Here is a 16,288-nt window from a genome sequence, read left to right as displayed (position 1 = left end):
GTCACAACCCGTACAAAATTACAATAAACAACAATAAAACAGTCTCCAGCAATTCGTTTAAAGTTCCGTATATATCTCCCGTAAGTCCACCCAAGCGGCGGTTAATACGGTTTGCCGTGAAGGTTCCAACACCGTAAGCCAAGACAGGAATCAACACAAAACCTATCGAGATTGGAAGGCTCTCAGAATATGAAAGGAACGTCTGTATGGTTGATCCTGCCAACGACAGATTCCCAGTATCCCTTGTTGCTGTAGCCAAACCTGCCAGAAGATATTGTCCTACGGCAGCACTCAGGGTCACTAATACAGCCCAGAATACGGCTAACCCTACGCGGCCACCACTCATATCAGCAAAACGCGCAGCCAGCCCATCATCATTACGGGCTTTAGGCCAGCGCTTCATTGCATGTACCATAAACCAGCGGCTCCAAACCATCGGAAGCAGCAGTAAGCCAGACACATTCCGTTCAACCAACACTGTATACAGCAAAGAAGCCTTGAGCATGAGTAGCAACACACAAGCAATAACGCCCATTGCTCCTACACGGCTATCCTTCATAATCTCCAGCATCCGCTCACGGGATCGGTAGCTGAACAAGGCATCAGCCGCATCCATCCACCCGTCCAAATGCAATCCGCCCGTCAACCAAACCCAGACAACAAGCGTAAGAATCGCACACGGCAACGGCGGCAACACCATAGAAGTAAGCGCCGCAAAGCCCCAGACAATGATGCCAATAACCACTCCGACCAGCGGATAATAACTTGCACTGCGTTTAAGCAAATCCGGGGAAAAATCCAATTCCGCCTTCACCGGAAGACGCGTTAAAAATTGAAAAGCCGCAGCAACAGCCTGACGTTCGCGGCTCATAGCTTATATTCCAACTGTTTGAGTTCTACGGGAATGCCCGCCGTCACCAAAAATACTTCATCACAAAGACGGGCAATCCGCTGATTCATTACCCCACTCAAATCCCGATACAGCCGACCAAGTGGATATTCGGGCACAATACCGTCACCAACCTCGTTGGTCACGATGACGAGCTGCCCCGGATACTGCTCCACAGCTGCCGCCAGTTCATTAATGGCAGCTCTGGACGCAGCTTCGCCGTCCTCGCCTGCGGCCAGCAGCACGTTCGACAGCCACAGGGTCAGGCAGTCGACTAGCACCATAGGCGCGGGTGATGGCTGCGACGCTTGATCGCCGCCAAGCCGTCGCAGCAGCTCCGGCAGCGCCTTCGCTTCCTCCAGCGTCTGCCAGTCGTATCCGGCAGACTCGCGCTGGACCCGATGAAGGGCGATGCGCTCCTTCATCTCCATGTCATAGGCTTGTGCCGTTGCAATGTAGCAGGCGCCAGGCGCGCGCGACATGCATAATCGCTCGGCAAAGCCGCTTTTCCCGCTGCGTGCCCCGCCAGTCACGAGCGCTTTCATCGCTGCGCGGCTCCCTGACCGTCCGATACGCCTGCATCGGCAAAGGTCGCCATTTCGCGCATAATGCGGCACGCCGCATCAATCAGGTGCAAGCTAAGCGCACCGCCTGTGCCCTCCCCGAGCCGCATGTCCAAATAAAGCATGGGCTCCAGCTTGAGCTGGCGGAGCACCGCCGCGTGCCCGCGCTCGTCCGAGGCGTGCGAAGCGAGCATGTACGCAGCGCTAGCAGGCGCAAGTGCACGCGCTGCGAGGGCGGCTGCGCCTGAAATAAAGCCGTCCAACACGACTGGACAGCGATGTGCGGCTGCCCCGAGGATGACTCCTGCCAAGGCGGCAATCTCCAGACCGCCGACCTTAGTGAGCACGTCGAGCGCATCATTTGCATCTGGCTGGTTCACGTCCAATGCGCGGCAGACAACCGATATTTTACGGGTAAGCCCAGCCATATCTACACCCGTCCCCCGGCCTACGATAACTTCCGGCTCCAGTCCGGTGAGAGCACATACGACCGCAGCGCTGGCTGTCGTATTCCCGATGCCCAGCTCTCCGGTAACGAATAGCCGTGTGCCACCTTTGACCGCTTCTGCTACGGCTTCTGCTCCGGCCAAAACCGCCTGTTCCGCTTCTGTACGCAGCATCGCTGGCCCTTTAGCTATATTCGAAGTACCCATGCGTACCTTACGGTCCACCAGATTCGCGTGAGCGACATCCGCATTCACGCCAACATCTACCACCTTGACATCTGCGCCCGCATGGCGTGCCAGCACATTAATTGCCGCGCCACCTGACAGCATGTTATACAGCATTTGCTGTGTAACCTCAGCCGGAAAGGCACTGACTCCCTCTTCACACACCCCGTGATCCGCAGCCATGACCATAACCGTTTTACGATCAAATTCAGGCTTGTCCACTCCTGTAATTCCTGCTAGCTTGATGGCCACACTTTCCAACTTTCCAAGACTTCCCGGTGGCTTTGTTAATTGGTCCAAATGGGCTGAAGCTGCCGAGGCCGCCACCCCATCCGGCTGGGCAATGCTATCGATCAGCTGACGCAGCTTGTTGTTCATAACTTCCACTCCCTGCTCTTTTTAAGTGTGTTTCATCGTTTATTTAATCTGCTGTATCCGAAGCACTCCTGCGCAGCAAGAGCTGCGGCACACCGCTATCGGGATGCGGAAGCATCACAGGCTCAACACCGTATACTCGTCGAATCCGATCCTCGGTTAATAACTTCGATGAAGCTCCCAAACCTTCAACCATTCCATCCTTAAGTACAAGCAAATCGTCGCAAAACTGGGCCGTCAAATTAAGATCATGCAGGACAGCAATGATCGTCACACCCGTTTCTTGGCGCCAATCTGCCAGCAGTTCCATAAATTCAAGCTGATAGCGCAAGTCCAGATAGGTCGTAGGCTCGTCCAGCAGCAATATTCGTGGCTCCTGCACCATTACTTTTGCCAAAGCTACACGCTGTCGCTGTCCCCCACTCAAGCGGTCCAATGTTCTGTCCGCCAACGTGGTAAGACCCAATCGCTCCAGCACGCGATTCGTGATCGCCTCCACATCAACACCCTTTTCCCTGCCTAGCCAGTCCTGATGAGGAAAACGTCCCATTTCTACGACTTCCCTGACGGTGTATCCCACTGGAGGAAGCCCTTCCTGTTGGAGTACGGCTATGAGTCGGGAAAGCTCTTTTCTGCTGTAGCTACCGACCTTTTTGCCATAGATATGAACGTTTCCCGAAGTTGGCTGATCTACACCGGAAAGCAAATGCAGCAAGGTGGATTTTCCACTGCCGTTCGGACCAATAATCCCCCACCAAGTTCCTTCGTCGACGCTCCAGCTTATATTCTTTAACGCATGGAACTCTCCATAGGCACGTGTTAGACCCGATACCTCTAACGCCCGATCACGTACCTTCTGTGATTCACTTTGTTCTGTCACAGCATTTCCCCCCTGCGCAGCTTCTTGTTCCGGTACAGGAGATATGCGAAGAACGGTGCCCCAACAAAGGCCGTCATCACGCCCAGAGGAATTTCCGTGGGGGCTAACAACGTGCGAGCCGCCGTATCTGCCCAAGCCATAAAAATAGCTCCACCGAGCGCAGATAATGGAACAATCATCCGGTAATCAGGCCCTGTCACCAGACGAATGATATGCGGTACAACGAGTCCCACAAAGCCAATCACTCCACATACCGAGACAGCGGCTGCTGTCAGCAGCGTGGAAATGATCAGAACAGATAGCTTCGTCGCATCTACATGAACTCCCATGTGAGCCGCCTGACGTTCACCCAAAGCCAAAATATTCAGCACACGTGCCCGGTTCCATAGAAATACCAGTCCTATGACCACATAAGGTAAAAGGATTCCTGTATATGACCAACCGCGCAGACTAAGACTTCCCATCGTCCAGTACAATATTTCATTGACCGTCTCCTTCGACATGGCTGTCAGAAAGGAAACAACCGCCCCCAGAAAGGATTGCATCACCACACCCGACAAAATGAGACTTTGTGTCGGGATTTTTCTACCTTCCCGTGCCAACGTCAGCACCATCCACAGCGTCAGCATTCCGGTCGTAAATGCCACTAACGGCAGCGTCCATATGCCAACAAATGAAAATTGAAGGCCCCAATAAATCAGTACTGCCGCTCCTACCGAAGCCCCCGAGGATACCCCCAGTGTATACGGATCAGCCAAAGGATTACGCAGCACACCCTGAAATCCGGCTCCCGCCAGCGCCAGCGCTGCTCCTACCAACATTCCCAGTAACACTCGTGGCAATCTGACCTTCAAAATAATTTGCTCTGAGGATGTATTCCAATCCGGTGTAAACGTATCGCCTAACCATGGAAGGTGGTTAACCAGAATGCCCGTGATCTGGCTGACCGGAAGCTTGGCCGAGCCGATGCCAAGACAGAGCAGCAGCGTCAGTAACAGCAGGACAAGACCTGTTCCTCCAAAGCCGATCAGTTTACGGTTCATTTGAAAATTTCAGGATACACGCCCTTGGCCACTTCCTTGAGACCTTCCGTTACACGTGGACCCGGACGACTGATCAAATTATCATCCACGGCAAACACCCGGTTGTGGCGAACAGCCGATATTTGATCCCATCCACTGCGAGCTTTAATGATTTCGCCGAGCGTTTGACCAGTTTTGTCGTCCTTGACACTTTTGCTGTACAAAATCACGTCAGGGTTCGCAGCAATAATATTTTCCTCACTAATTTGGTACCACCCCTTCTGCGTGGCACCTACATTTTCGCCGCCCGCTAACGTGATCAGCTCGTCCATAAACTCGCCTTTACCAACTGTCCAGCCTGGTGAAAACTCGACGTATACCCGCAGCTTCTGACCTTTACCGATATTTTTAATTCCTTCTTTCACTTCAGCTACATCTGCTCTCATCTTGTCAGTCACCGCTCTCGCTTCTTTCTGATGATCGGTGATTTTCCCATACAATTCGATGTTAGCCATGACATCTTCAACTGTCTTCGGTTCCGTTTTAAAAATCATAATTCCCATGTCGCGCAGCTTGGTCGTAGCCTGTTCACTAAGTGATATCCCTGCAAAAACGACTTCCGGGTTAGCAGCAATGATCGCCTCTTCGTTCGGTTTCATAATACCGCCCACTTTAGGCTTTTTCGTAGCTGCTTCTGGGTAATCAGAGTAGTCGGAGACACCGACAATTTCCTTATCCAGCCCGATGGCGAACAGCGCCTCGGTTTCTGCCGGGGAGACGGAAACGATTTTATCCGGCGCTTTTTTGAATGTAAATTCCTGTCCTGTTGCATCCTTAACTGTGAGTGGGTAAACTGTTTTGCCCGGAGGCTCTTGTGCGGTTACGGTCTGTCCCGGCTGCTGTGAAGAATTCTGGTTCTCTTTATTTTCAGCATTTTTCCCATTAGCGCCACATGCACTCAGCACAACTGCCAAAATCAGAACCAATAGACCTGTTGTCCAAACCTTTATTTTTTTTCCTGCCATGATTTGCACCCCTTCATAAAAAAAATCGTTAAGAGCGTTACTTGAACATCATCAGATATCTTCTAAATCCAGCCTTCTTTTCCTATCAAAAAACCCCCGCATCCTCATATCAGGACACAGGGGTCACGTTAGCGCAGATCGTGCGCAGGCGGCAGCTTCTTTCCGCATGGACAGTCACTGCGAACACGTCATCCTTTCCTCGAAGGACTATGGTGACAGGCGGACGGGCAGGTATCCTGACTTATGGTAAAATGCATGTCCTGAAATTCTTTCATATGCTTAGTAGCACATAAAGCAGGACTAACGGGCATGTTTCCATTTACAGTGGCGGGACCGCGCCGGACTCACACCGACTTCCCTTTTAACAGCGCAGGCAAGGGAAACCATAGTTTCATCACGCTGCGCCGACCTCGTCTGCTGGATATTTGATAAGTGGTAGTCAAGCCGTTCTTTTACTTGATGATTATAGGTTAAAAAGAGGCGGCTTACAACCCAAACAGCCTCTTTATCCGCAGGTGTCTAACCTAATGAGGAAGCATTTCTGCTATGTAATTGTGCCGTCCTGCCAGCCTCAATTGAATCCTAAATGCTTCTCCCGGCCTCGGATTCAGACTCCAAAAATCATGACCCGGTATCAGCATGCAAGCCAACTGACGAATTACGCCACCATGCGTAACGACCAAAACAGAGAGCGGCGCAGCAGTCAAACCCATGGGTTGAACTTCCATAGCAACACGCCATTCATACAGAGAGTCAAGAAATTTCCGTAGACGATTCACAAAATCTGTCCAAGACTCTCCTCCAGGAGGGGTTATCCGTTGTGGCTCATCAATCCAAGCGCGATACAAAGACACATCCTTGAGCATGTCATACGTTTTTCCATCCCACTCGCCAAAATGAAGCTCTCGCAGACGTGGTTCCATCATAGGAGACATAGTAGATAGGGAATCTCCAGACGTCAATTCTGATTCTGGCACAATGATCTGCAAGGTCTGGCGACATCGCATTAAATCGCTGCAATAGATTCGAGCAAAGGACTGCCCTTGCAATTTTTCTTGCAAAGGCTTTAATTCCTGCTCTGCTCCCGGTAGCAAACCTAAGTCGGAGTGTCCCAGATATCGACGTTCCTTGTTCCATAAGGTTGTGCCGTGACGAACTAACACGAGTTCCATGTCCCAATGCAGATCTTCTTTAGCATCATACGGCACCTTATCCTCCTGTGAGTTCGGACTTTGTGCGTATTCTACTCTCCTTTTTGCTGCTATATCTTGTTTCAAGAAATGTCACTTCCTGCTCGATCATTATTCAGTGTGTCACTCCTCACCGCACCCATCCCAAGGCAAAACAACCTGCGGCTCCTAACAAACACAATCCTACAAACATACTGGACACGGCGAACATCAGCTGGATCGTATGCCGTATATCTTTCGACTCTAGCGGTCGTATCCAATCGCCCATGTATGCACGAAAGGAGCGCACGCCATGATACACATTATAGCCTCCAAGACGAATCCCCAGTGCACCAGCAACAGCCGATTCCGGGAAGCCACTGTTCGGGCTTGGGTGCAGACGAGCGTCTCGCTTGACTGTGCGCCAGCTTCTTGCAGCATCTCGCTTGTACATCCACGCCGCTACCACAAGCATTGCCGCTGTCAGGCGTGCCGGAATGTAGTTAGCGACATCATCCAGACGTGCTGAAGCCCAGCCTAAATGCAGATACTTTTCATTTTTATAGCCAACCATGGAATCGAGCGTATTCACAGCACGATAAGCCAGCGCCAAGGGTGCTCCCCCGATCAGGGCATAAAAAAGCGGGGAAATAATCGCGTCCACGATATTTTCAGCGACCGTTTCAACCGTACCGCGTACAATCTCAGGCTCATCAAGCTGTTGCGTATCCCGCCCAACTATCATGCCCAGCTCCCGCCGTGCCGCAGCCAGGTCATCCGCCTGCAACGCTCGGTATACTGCCATTCCTGCGTCCTTTAGTCCTTTGGAAGCAATCGTGGTCGCAATCAGCACCATTTCTACGCCGACAGACAACCACGGATGGATCCAGGCAAGCAAGTGCAATAGCGCCCAGGCGAGCGTAAAGGAGCCTCCCGCCACAATGAGTGGAAGCAGTATACCCGCACGTTTCAACCCCCGGTCACTTCGGGCCTGGCGGCGAATCACTTTTTCCAATGCTGAAATGGCATGTCCCATACCGATGACTGGATGCGGCAACCACCTCGGGTCACCGATCAGCCTGTCCAAAAGATAGGCTGCCAGGATAATCAAGCTAACTGTCACGCCGCTGCTCCTCCTCCAGCACTTCACCCAATACAGACAGCAGCCTGTCGTTGGCTTCTGCATCCTTGACCGCAATTCGAAAATGGCTCGTCGTCAGTCCCGGATACATAGCACAGCTACGTATAAGAATTCCGCGTTGTCCAAGCGCCTGCTGAATCGCCGATGCGCTCCACGTACCCGGCGCCCTTGCCAGCACGTAATTGGCTTCGCCGGGAACGACACCGCAGCCCCATTCCGCCAAGGCGGTCAACAGGCGGTTGCGCTCCGTAGCAATCAGCTCCTGTGTTTGGTGCTCATATGCTTGCCCACTTCTCAAACATGCCTCCCCAGCCAGCAACGCCAATCCATTCACACTCCAGGTCACCTGTTTGGCCGTCATTCGCCGGATATAATCTGGATGAGCAATCGCATAGCCCAATCGCAAGCCAGGAATGGCATAAAATTTGGTCATTGACCGGATCAAAATCACATGAGGATAACGATCCAGCACAGGCAGTAGTGAGATTCGCCGTTCCAGCGGGATAAAATCAATGAATGCTTCATCCACCACCAGCACGGTACCCGTTTTGCCAGCCGCTTCTGCCAGTTCGCACAGCTCCTGCTTACCATATTGCACACCGTTTGGATTATTCGGCTGCCCAAGAAACAAAACATCTACCTGCTCCATGAGCTGAAGGATGTCCTCCACGTCCGCCTTCCATTGAAGCGAGGCCTTCCCGTACACCCGGTTGATCTCAGCTCCGAATTTGCCAGCCAGCTCCGCATATTCTGAAAAACACGGCTCCACTGTACCCACACGCTTAGGAGCCAGTCCCAATAGCAGGAGCGCCATACTTTCAGCCGCTCCGTTTCCGATACTTAACGACTCCGGTGGAACATGCAGTCGCCGTGCGAGCATATTTTTAAAATTCCGATGCCCAGGATCTGGATAGCGAATCACAGTGTCAAATGAGTGTTGCAGCGCCTCAAGCACCTCCGGTGGTGGACCAAGCGGATTAATATTTGCACTAAAATCTACAAAATCCGCAGCAGCTCCGCCGAATGTCGCCGCAGCTGTTTCCCTGTCCCCGCCATGACCGTAAACCTCTATCATTACCTCTCATCCTTTCCGGCCGTTTCCAATCATTTAGCTCCATTATGAGGCTGCTTTTTGCGTCCCGTCAATGCAAATGAGCTTTTGTACATGGCTCACTTGGGTTACAATAGAAGGAGGCACACATAAATTACACAGTTTATATACGGAGGAATGGACATGCTGTTCATCGACAACCAGGGGATACACGATCCAGCCATTAATCTTGCCATTGAGGAATACGCGCTCAAGCATCTACCGCTGGACGACAGCTATTTGCTGTTTTACATTAATCAGCCTTCTATTATTATAGGCAAGCATCAAAACACTATTGAAGAAATCAACGCCGAGTTTGTCAGAGATAACAATATTCAAGTCGTTCGTCGCCTGTCCGGCGGTGGGGCTGTATATCATGATCTCGGTAATTTAAATTTCAGCTTCATTACTAGGGATAACGGGGAATCCTTTCATAATTTCCTCAAATTTACGCAACCCGTGATTGATGCTCTGCGCCAAATGGGAGTAGAAGCTGAAATGACAGGCCGCAACGATCTACAGGTCGGAGAACGTAAAATTTCAGGAAACGCCCAATTTGCCACACGCGGACGGATGTTCAGCCACGGTACATTGATGTTTAACCTGAATCTGGACAATGTGGCTGCATCGTTGCATGCCAATCCCGAAAAATTCAAATCCAAAAGCACTAAATCCGTCCGCAGTCGCGTGGCTAACATCAGCGAACTGATGGACCGTGAGATGACCATAGAGCAATTTCGCGAGGAACTGCTGCGTTTCATATTCGGTGCAGAATTGGATCAGGTACCTCAATATAAGCTCACCGATACCGATTGGGCCAAAATCCATGAAATATCCAAAGAACGCTACCAATCGTGGGATTGGAACTACGGTCTATCCCCCGAGAGCAATATCAAGCACACACGTAAATTTCCGGTCGGCATTATTGATATCCGCATGGATCTTAAGGAAGGCTATATCCGTGATATTAAAATCTATGGGGATTTCTTCGGCGTGGGTGACGTTGCTGATATTGAAAATATCCTGCGTGGCAAGCGCTATGATGAAGGTGAGGTACGTCAAGCCTTATCCTCTCTCGATTTGAAGCACTATTTTGGTAATATTGAGCTGGACGATTTTGTTGGACTTGTATTTTTGGAAGACTAACCGTTACTTTTTCCCATCGTTTCAAGCCAATACTTCAGTGGTTATAAGGGGACAGGCTCTTATAGGGGCCGTCCCCTTTTCATTGCGATATTGTCATTTTGAATATTATAAGATACAATTTTAACATTGCCCCATGATAGAGATAAAGGAGAGAATACCGATATGTATAAATTAATTGCCATTGATATTGATGATACACTCATTAACGACCAGAAAGAAGTTACACCGGCGACACAACAGGCATTAGAAGCTGCTGTAGCGAAAGGTGTGGTGGTTACCCTCGCTACTGGACGAGCTTATGCCTCTGCACATAAAATTGCTCGTCAGACTGGTTTGAACGTGCCAATCATTACGTACCAAGGAGCTTTGGTTAAAAACCTGCTGGACGAAAACGTGCTGTATGAGCGTTATGTTCCACTCGTGGCTGCACGTCGCCTGTATGAATTCTGCGTAGAACGCAATCTGCATCTGCAAACGTATATAGATGACAAATTGTACACACGTGAAGATAATCAGAAAATCAAAGATTACACGGAACTGAACAACACGGAATATTTTGTAGAGCCTGTATTCAGTAAAGTTATAGAGCAGCCGGCTCCTAAACTGCTGATCATCGACGAGCCGGAAGTGTTGGATGAATTAATTCCTGAACTTCGCGAACTGCTTGGCAATGAAGTTCACATTACAAAATCCAAGCCTCATTTTCTGGAAATTATGCATCATGAAGGCACCAAGGGCCATGCGCTTACCTTCCTTGCAAACCATTTTGGCTGTGAACTGTCGGAAACGATTGCTATCGGCGACTCTTGGAACGACCATGAAATGCTTGAATGTGCTGGTCTCGGCATAGCGATGGAGAATGCCATTCCTGATTTGAAAAAGCTGGCTGATTACATCACTCGTAGCAATAACGAAGACGGTGTTAAGCACGCCATCGACAAATTCGTACTCAATGTTGAATAAGCAAAAAGTGCCTGCTCCCATAATACTTGAATAAAGTAATACAACAACAAAGCCTCCAAACGTCGCATGATCAGTAACATACGACAGTTTGGAGGCCTTTTCTGTCAGATCATATAATAACCTGACCGCTATAAAATATCAGGCAGCAGAACGTACCTTGCGCCTGTTCACCAGACGGATAATTCCATTGTTCATAAGGATTAGTCCGGTCACAATGAGCAGCACCCCAGCCAGCATCCACCAGCTTACATGCTCTCCATACAACAACGCTCCCAAGCCCACCGCAATCGGCGGTGATATATACAGCCACGTCGTCGGAAACAGGGGATTTGTACGCTCCATGAGCCAGTAGAACAGTGTATGTGCAATCATTGAACCAAACAGGATCAGATAAAGTAAAGACCCCATGGCAGGAAGGTACTGCCACCCCTCAGAACTCCACGGTTCCGTGATCGCAGACAGTAACAGCAGCATCCATCCCCCATGGATCATTTGCGCCGCATTCAGGGCAATTGGGTTCGTTTCACGAAATACATCCATCACTCGCTTGGAATAAAGAGCTCCCCCGGAATAACACAGCTCCCCCAGCAAAATGACAAGGCATCCCGCCAGCCACAGACCACTGATCTGAACCGCCAATCCGGGCAGCACAACCAGCACCACACCAAGAAAGCTGATCATGCAGCCAACGACCGTAATCCGTGACGTTTTTTGCCGTAGCAGTACAGATTGCAAAATGACGATCATCATCGGCCCGGTAGCTGACAAAATAGCTCCGATCCCCGAGCTGACATATTGCTCTGCCCAATACAAGGCCGAAAATGTACCGAAGGTCGTTCCTGCTCCAATCAGCAACATTTCCTTACGCCATAATAACGACCATCGTACTTTTCCGGTCAGCTTCATAGCAATGAACAATATCGCCCCTGCCGCGAAAAAACGTACACCTGCCGATAGGAATGGTGGAAGTCCGGCTTCCACTCCCACTTTTATGGCCAAAAACGTTGTGCCAAAAATAAGACACATTACTGTAAACGCGATACCTATCATGATACGTCCCTCTCCCTTCAGTTGCTTTTAAGCATACAGGGGGACGAACAGAACAGATGTATAACTACAGAACAGTTGTATATGTTTTTGAAGTGCTATATAGTACAATACACAGAAAGGAGCGTGGATAGCATGGGGAAGAACAACAGCGAACTACTCTTTCCAGCCGATCATGCCTTAAAGCTGTATGAGCAGGTTATCCATTATGTAACTGTGCGGATTGATCGCGGGGATTGGCAAACAGACATGAAGCTGCCGTCCGTACGAAGCTTGGCTCAGGAGCTGGGTGTACATCGGCTAACTGTTTTCCGGGCATATCAGGAGTTGAAGCAACGGGGACTGGTCTATGTAAAGGACAAATCAGGATATTACGTTCATGCTTCCCAAGCGACTGGGCATGCAAAATATGCTGGCTACTCGGGACATTCGTCCATTGACCTCACGATTCACTCCGAATCTGCCCATGCGGCAGATGATCCGTCAGTTTCAGCCTGGAGAGGAATGGATGGACTTAGCCGCGTTCAATCGGTAAATGCGAATTTCCAGTTTTCCAAAGCGCTGATTGACCCCTCTCTCCTGCCCAATCGATTTTGGGGAGAGCTGATGATACAGGTATTTGAAAAGCATCCGAAAGTAGCGGCCACCTATTCCGCTGTGCAAGGTGATGCCGAGCTTCGGGAGGCCATGGCGCAGCATTTTAGCGTGGATAAGCATTTTGCTTTATCACCGGATGAAGTGCTGATTACCTCCGGAGCACAGCAAGCCATTGATTTAATTGCCCGATCTCTGCTCCGTACAGGAGACCGTGTATTAATCGAACGCCCTGCCTATGGCCCCGCTATGGAAATATTCCGTAGACTAGGCGCACGTCTGACTATGACTGATATTCGACCAGAAGGTTATGATATGGACCAGATTGAGTGGTGCATGAAAACGGAAAAACCACGCCTCTTTTATATGAATCCAACATTCCACAACCCGACGGGCTTTACGGTCCCCGATGAGCAGCGCAAACGACTGCCTGAACTAGCCGAGCGCTATGGCTGCCTTATTGTTGAGGATGACAGCACCTATGACATTAGCTTTGGGCAAAAGCCCCCTTCTCCGATTTTCGCCTATGATGTTTCGGGAAGCGTCGTCTACATTCGAAGTTACAGTAAATATGTCGCACCCGGTCTACGAATCGCAGCCGTGACCTGCCGACCACAGCTCATGAACAGCCTGCTGAACGTCAAAGCGTTAGTGGACAATGGATCGCCACTGCTGAATCAAAAGCTGTTTTTAGAATACTTTCAATCTCCACGTATGCAGCAGCATATTAAAAAGCTATGTATCGCGCTCCAGATTCGTAAGGAAACGATGGAAGACAGTCTCCGCGATTCCGGTTGGACGTGGACCAGCCCGGCAGGGGGACTCAACCTGTGGCTCCAGCTGCCTTCTACGTTGAAACCTAATGAATTACTTGCCAAAGGTATACAAGAGTCCGTATCCTTTGTCACCGGCAATGTGTTTGATCCCATCGGCGCAGAGGGTAAAACGCATATACGGCTGTCTTATTCATACGCCAACGAGCTACAAATCAAAGAAGGAATCTCCACACTTCTACGTATCAGTCAAACGATGTAAAGGCTATTCTAACGGCAAACTCATGCCGGTGTGTGCCAAGCTAATCCCTTCCAGAAGCCCATAGTTGCGTGTGACATCCACATCATGGGACATATGTGTAAACACTGTGCTTTCGGGTTTAAGCCTTCCTATAAGCTCCTGAGCCTCCAGCATGTCATATACGGAACGGGTGGCATACTCGGCCTCCTCATGATAAAAACTCGTTCCCAGGACGAGCAAATTCAGATTGTGCAAGGGCAGAATTTCCGCCTCATTCAATCCAATCGAATCCGAACAGTAAGCCCACGAGAAGCCGTCCTTTTCCAGACGATAAGCGTAGGCATATCCGTTCTTCCCGTGATTCACACGCCATCCCCGGATATTCCATCCGCCAAGTTGGGCTCCCTGGTCTACTGGAATAAGATCCAAGTTTCCAGAGAGCCAGGAAAATTGACACAAGATCGTGTCAATCACTTCCTGTGGCGCGTACAAGCGACCTCTGTTCCCAGTCCAGCGACAGGCATCTGCCCATTCTGGTAATCCTCCAATATGGTCAAAATGTGCATGTGTCACAAGGATCGTAGGGATATAACGCAGACCGCGCAATTCTAGCTGTCTGCGCCAGTCCGGGCCACAATCAATCATAAAGTCCTCCGTCGCGCTTTCGATCAGCACAGACGATCTCAATCTTACATTCGCCCCTGTCGTGCGAGCTTCTGTGCATACGAGACAATCACAATATACACGCGGAACCCCCATTGCATCCCCCGTGCCAAGAAAAATAAGCCGATTCATGGTTTAACTCCTATCTATATGGGTCTTTTTACTACTATTATAACGAACAGACCGATTCTACGTAAATCATCTGCGTAAATCCTTCCAGCGTCCAACGCCAAAAGGAGCATGCCCAAAGCCGTGAAATCAGGCTAGACATCCCCTCATGCGTGATCGTATTTATTTTTAGATGATGATAGGCATTGGATCTTCCTTCAGGCGGTTTTCCACCATCCAGCTGGACTGGTCATTATAGAGATAGGCTCGATGCACCAACACTCGCACCTGCTGACCAGGTTCCAGCGTAGACTTCTCCAGTGAGCGGTATGTCATGAGACGATGATCCCCGACCTGTACTTCAACCATCCACTCACTTCCACGAAAATGCAAATGCTTCACTATGCCTTCCTCGGTCGCCGACAGAAGCGTAAATTCCTCGCTTGGCCCGACATCAATATACTCCGGACGGATCAAGGCACGTGTTCCCACTCCAGCAGCTTCTTCGAAGCCTCTAAGACTGCCTGCCTGTTCAATCACTGTAGATTCCCCAATAAAGGAAGCCACGAACGGGGTACCCGGTTTTTTATAAATATCCCAAGGCGTTCCTTTCTGCTCCAGTCGTCCCTGATTAATCACCATAATTTCATCCGCTACTTCAATCGCCTCATCCTGATCATGGGTGACAAAAATTGAAGTAATGCCCACCCGCTCAATCAACTCTCGCAGCCAGGTGCGCAGCTCCTGACGAATCTTGGCATCAATAGCCGCAAAAGGCTCATCCAGCAGCAACAGTTGAGGCTCTGGTGCCAAAGCACGCGCAAAAGCAACCCGCTGTCGTTGTCCACCTGACAACTGATGCGGATAACGATGCTCAAAACCTTTGAGCCCCGTTAGTTCGACCAACTCTGTGACCCGTTCCTTGATGCGGGTTTTGGAGCTTTTTTTCACTTTCAGGCCAAAGGCAATATTGTCGTAGACGCTCATGTGCTTGAACAAAGCATAGTTTTGAAATACAAATCCGATTCCACGTTCCTGCGGGGACAGCTCGTTTACCCTTTTTCCATGAAAATGAATTTCTCCCGCATCCGGTTGCTCCAGACCCGCCAAAATGCGAAGAATGGAAGTTTTCCCCCCACCACTTGGACCGAGTAAGCCAATAAGATGGCCCGCCTGAATATCAAAAGATACGTCCTTTACTGCATGAAAATTACCGAAATGCTTGTTTAATCCTCTTACTTCCACATGCATATTCGTACACTTCCTTTCCGCTTCTGGACCTGTTCAGGCACAGCAGCAGCCTTGCTTACCGCAAAGCACGTACCTCATTTGAAACATTTAATTATTCCAATGCATATACTTTGTTTTTTCTTATGTGATACTTTATCAAAGGAAAGTAATTTTCGTCAACTCTATATATTATCTTAGGAATTAAAAGGGTAAAGTATTAAGAAGAAAGGAGATGGAGTCATTGCTGCATACTTTAGAATTATCCACTACACGGCGAGATGAAATGCGCGATATTACACGAGAGGTTGCTTCATTGATCGAAAAAAGCGGGGTACAACAAGGAACCGCACTTGTTTATTGTCCACACACGACAGCCGGCATCGCCATTAATGAAAATGCAGACCCAGATGTCAAACATGATGTGATGTTAAGACTAGATGAAGTTTATCCGTGGGAGCATCCCCAATATCGCCATATGGAGGGAAATACAGCGTCCCACTTAAAATCCATTACGACAGGCCCCTCACAAACAATCATCATCCATGATGGAAAGCTGTTGCTCGGACGATGGCAGGGACTTTATTTTTGTGAATTCGACGGACCACGCAGACGCCAATACCATGTAAAGATCATGGAGGGCTAAAGGACCGGGTAAAAAAAACAGACCATGATGTTTTCCTACTGGATGCATCATCGTC

At 49.7% G+C, this 16,288-nt stretch carries 16 protein-coding genes and 1 riboswitch; of the genes, 4 read left to right on the top strand and 12 right to left on the bottom strand.

Annotation, left to right across the window (positions count from 1 at the left end; translation table 11 throughout):
- Position 1 precedes the first annotated feature (1 nt).
- From cobS to cobD, 9 genes are all read right to left on the bottom strand, one after another.
- Positions 2-871: an adenosylcobinamide-GDP ribazoletransferase gene (cobS, locus tag MKY24_RS07130; protein WP_023987652.1), complete on the bottom strand. Its 870-nt coding sequence runs from the start codon at positions 869-871 to the stop codon at positions 2-4.
- Positions 868-1,434: a bifunctional adenosylcobinamide kinase/adenosylcobinamide-phosphate guanylyltransferase gene (gene cobU, locus MKY24_RS07125; protein ID WP_023987651.1), complete on the bottom strand. Its 567-nt coding sequence runs from the start codon at positions 1,432-1,434 to the stop codon at positions 868-870. Before cobU ends, cobS begins: the two co-directional genes overlap by 4 nt.
- On the bottom strand, positions 1,431-2,501 hold the full coding sequence (cobT, locus tag MKY24_RS07120; RefSeq protein WP_068939920.1) for a nicotinate-nucleotide--dimethylbenzimidazole phosphoribosyltransferase: 1,071 nt from the start codon (positions 2,499-2,501) through the stop codon (positions 1,431-1,433). Before cobT ends, cobU begins: the two co-directional genes overlap by 4 nt.
- Before the next feature lie 43 nt (positions 2,502-2,544).
- Positions 2,545-3,378, bottom strand: a complete 834-nt coding sequence (locus MKY24_RS07115; protein WP_339201656.1) for an ABC transporter ATP-binding protein — start codon at positions 3,376-3,378, stop codon at positions 2,545-2,547.
- The gene (locus tag MKY24_RS07110; protein WP_264454043.1) at positions 3,375-4,421 is read right to left on the bottom strand and encodes an iron ABC transporter permease; all 1,047 of its coding nucleotides are present in this window, start codon (positions 4,419-4,421) and stop codon (positions 3,375-3,377) included. Before MKY24_RS07110 ends, MKY24_RS07115 begins: the two co-directional genes overlap by 4 nt.
- A complete protein-coding gene (locus MKY24_RS07105; protein ID WP_220027336.1) occupies positions 4,418-5,425 on the bottom strand; it encodes a cobalamin-binding protein in 1,008 nt (335 codons plus the stop codon). Before MKY24_RS07105 ends, MKY24_RS07110 begins: the two co-directional genes overlap by 4 nt.
- Before the next feature lie 208 nt (positions 5,426-5,633).
- A riboswitch (cobalamin riboswitch) is annotated at positions 5,634-5,828 on the bottom strand.
- Positions 5,829-5,949: 121 nt separating this feature from the next.
- Positions 5,950-6,702 (bottom strand): histidine phosphatase family protein, encoded by a 753-nt coding sequence (locus MKY24_RS07100; protein WP_339201655.1) that lies wholly within the window; start codon positions 6,700-6,702, stop codon positions 5,950-5,952.
- Positions 6,703-6,745: 43 nt separating this feature from the next.
- Entirely contained in the window at positions 6,746-7,717 is a 972-nt protein-coding gene (cbiB, locus tag MKY24_RS07095; protein WP_023987645.1) for an adenosylcobinamide-phosphate synthase CbiB, read from the bottom strand.
- Positions 7,707-8,810 (bottom strand): threonine-phosphate decarboxylase CobD, encoded by a 1,104-nt coding sequence (gene cobD, locus MKY24_RS07090; protein ID WP_076158160.1) that lies wholly within the window; start codon positions 8,808-8,810, stop codon positions 7,707-7,709. The genes cbiB and cobD overlap by 11 nt, the downstream gene beginning before the upstream one ends.
- 159 nt (positions 8,811-8,969) lie before the next feature.
- Between cobD and MKY24_RS07085 the strand changes: the two genes are divergently transcribed.
- On the top strand, positions 8,970-9,971 hold the full coding sequence (locus MKY24_RS07085) for a lipoate--protein ligase (RefSeq protein ID WP_076158228.1): 1,002 nt from the start codon (positions 8,970-8,972) through the stop codon (positions 9,969-9,971).
- 162 nt (positions 9,972-10,133) lie between these two features.
- Positions 10,134-10,934 (top strand): Cof-type HAD-IIB family hydrolase, encoded by an 801-nt coding sequence (locus tag MKY24_RS07080; RefSeq protein ID WP_023987642.1) that lies wholly within the window; start codon positions 10,134-10,136, stop codon positions 10,932-10,934.
- Between the two features lie 138 nt (positions 10,935-11,072).
- On the opposite strand, the gene MKY24_RS07075 is transcribed toward MKY24_RS07080, so the two are convergent.
- Positions 11,073-11,984, bottom strand: a complete 912-nt coding sequence (locus MKY24_RS07075) for an EamA family transporter (protein ID WP_013309297.1) — start codon at positions 11,982-11,984, stop codon at positions 11,073-11,075.
- Positions 11,985-12,116: 132 nt separating this feature from the next.
- On the opposite strand from MKY24_RS07075, the gene MKY24_RS07070 reads away from it, so the two are divergent.
- Positions 12,117-13,610 (top strand): PLP-dependent aminotransferase family protein, encoded by a 1,494-nt coding sequence (locus MKY24_RS07070; protein ID WP_339201654.1) that lies wholly within the window; start codon positions 12,117-12,119, stop codon positions 13,608-13,610.
- 3 nt (positions 13,611-13,613) lie between these two features.
- Here the strand turns inward: MKY24_RS07070 and MKY24_RS07065 are convergent, their stop codons facing one another.
- The gene (locus MKY24_RS07065) at positions 13,614-14,384 is read right to left on the bottom strand and encodes an MBL fold metallo-hydrolase (RefSeq protein WP_339201653.1); all 771 of its coding nucleotides are present in this window, start codon (positions 14,382-14,384) and stop codon (positions 13,614-13,616) included.
- Between the two features lie 165 nt (positions 14,385-14,549).
- On the bottom strand, positions 14,550-15,611 hold the full coding sequence (gene cysA, locus MKY24_RS07060; RefSeq protein ID WP_023987638.1) for a sulfate ABC transporter ATP-binding protein: 1,062 nt from the start codon (positions 15,609-15,611) through the stop codon (positions 14,550-14,552).
- Positions 15,612-15,831: 220 nt separating this feature from the next.
- Between cysA and MKY24_RS07055 the strand changes: the two genes are divergently transcribed.
- Positions 15,832-16,233, top strand: coding sequence for a secondary thiamine-phosphate synthase enzyme YjbQ (locus MKY24_RS07055; RefSeq protein WP_023987637.1), 402 nt, complete (start codon positions 15,832-15,834; stop codon positions 16,231-16,233).
- The last annotated feature ends 55 nt before the right edge of the window (positions 16,234-16,288 follow it).

The sequence above is a fragment of the Paenibacillus sp. FSL P2-0322 genome, assembly GCF_037975315.1.
Lineage (GTDB): Bacteria > Bacillota > Bacilli > Paenibacillales > Paenibacillaceae > Paenibacillus > Paenibacillus polymyxa_B.
Note: the sequence above shows the minus strand (reverse complement) of the source record. Positions and strands in the feature narration are given on the sequence as shown.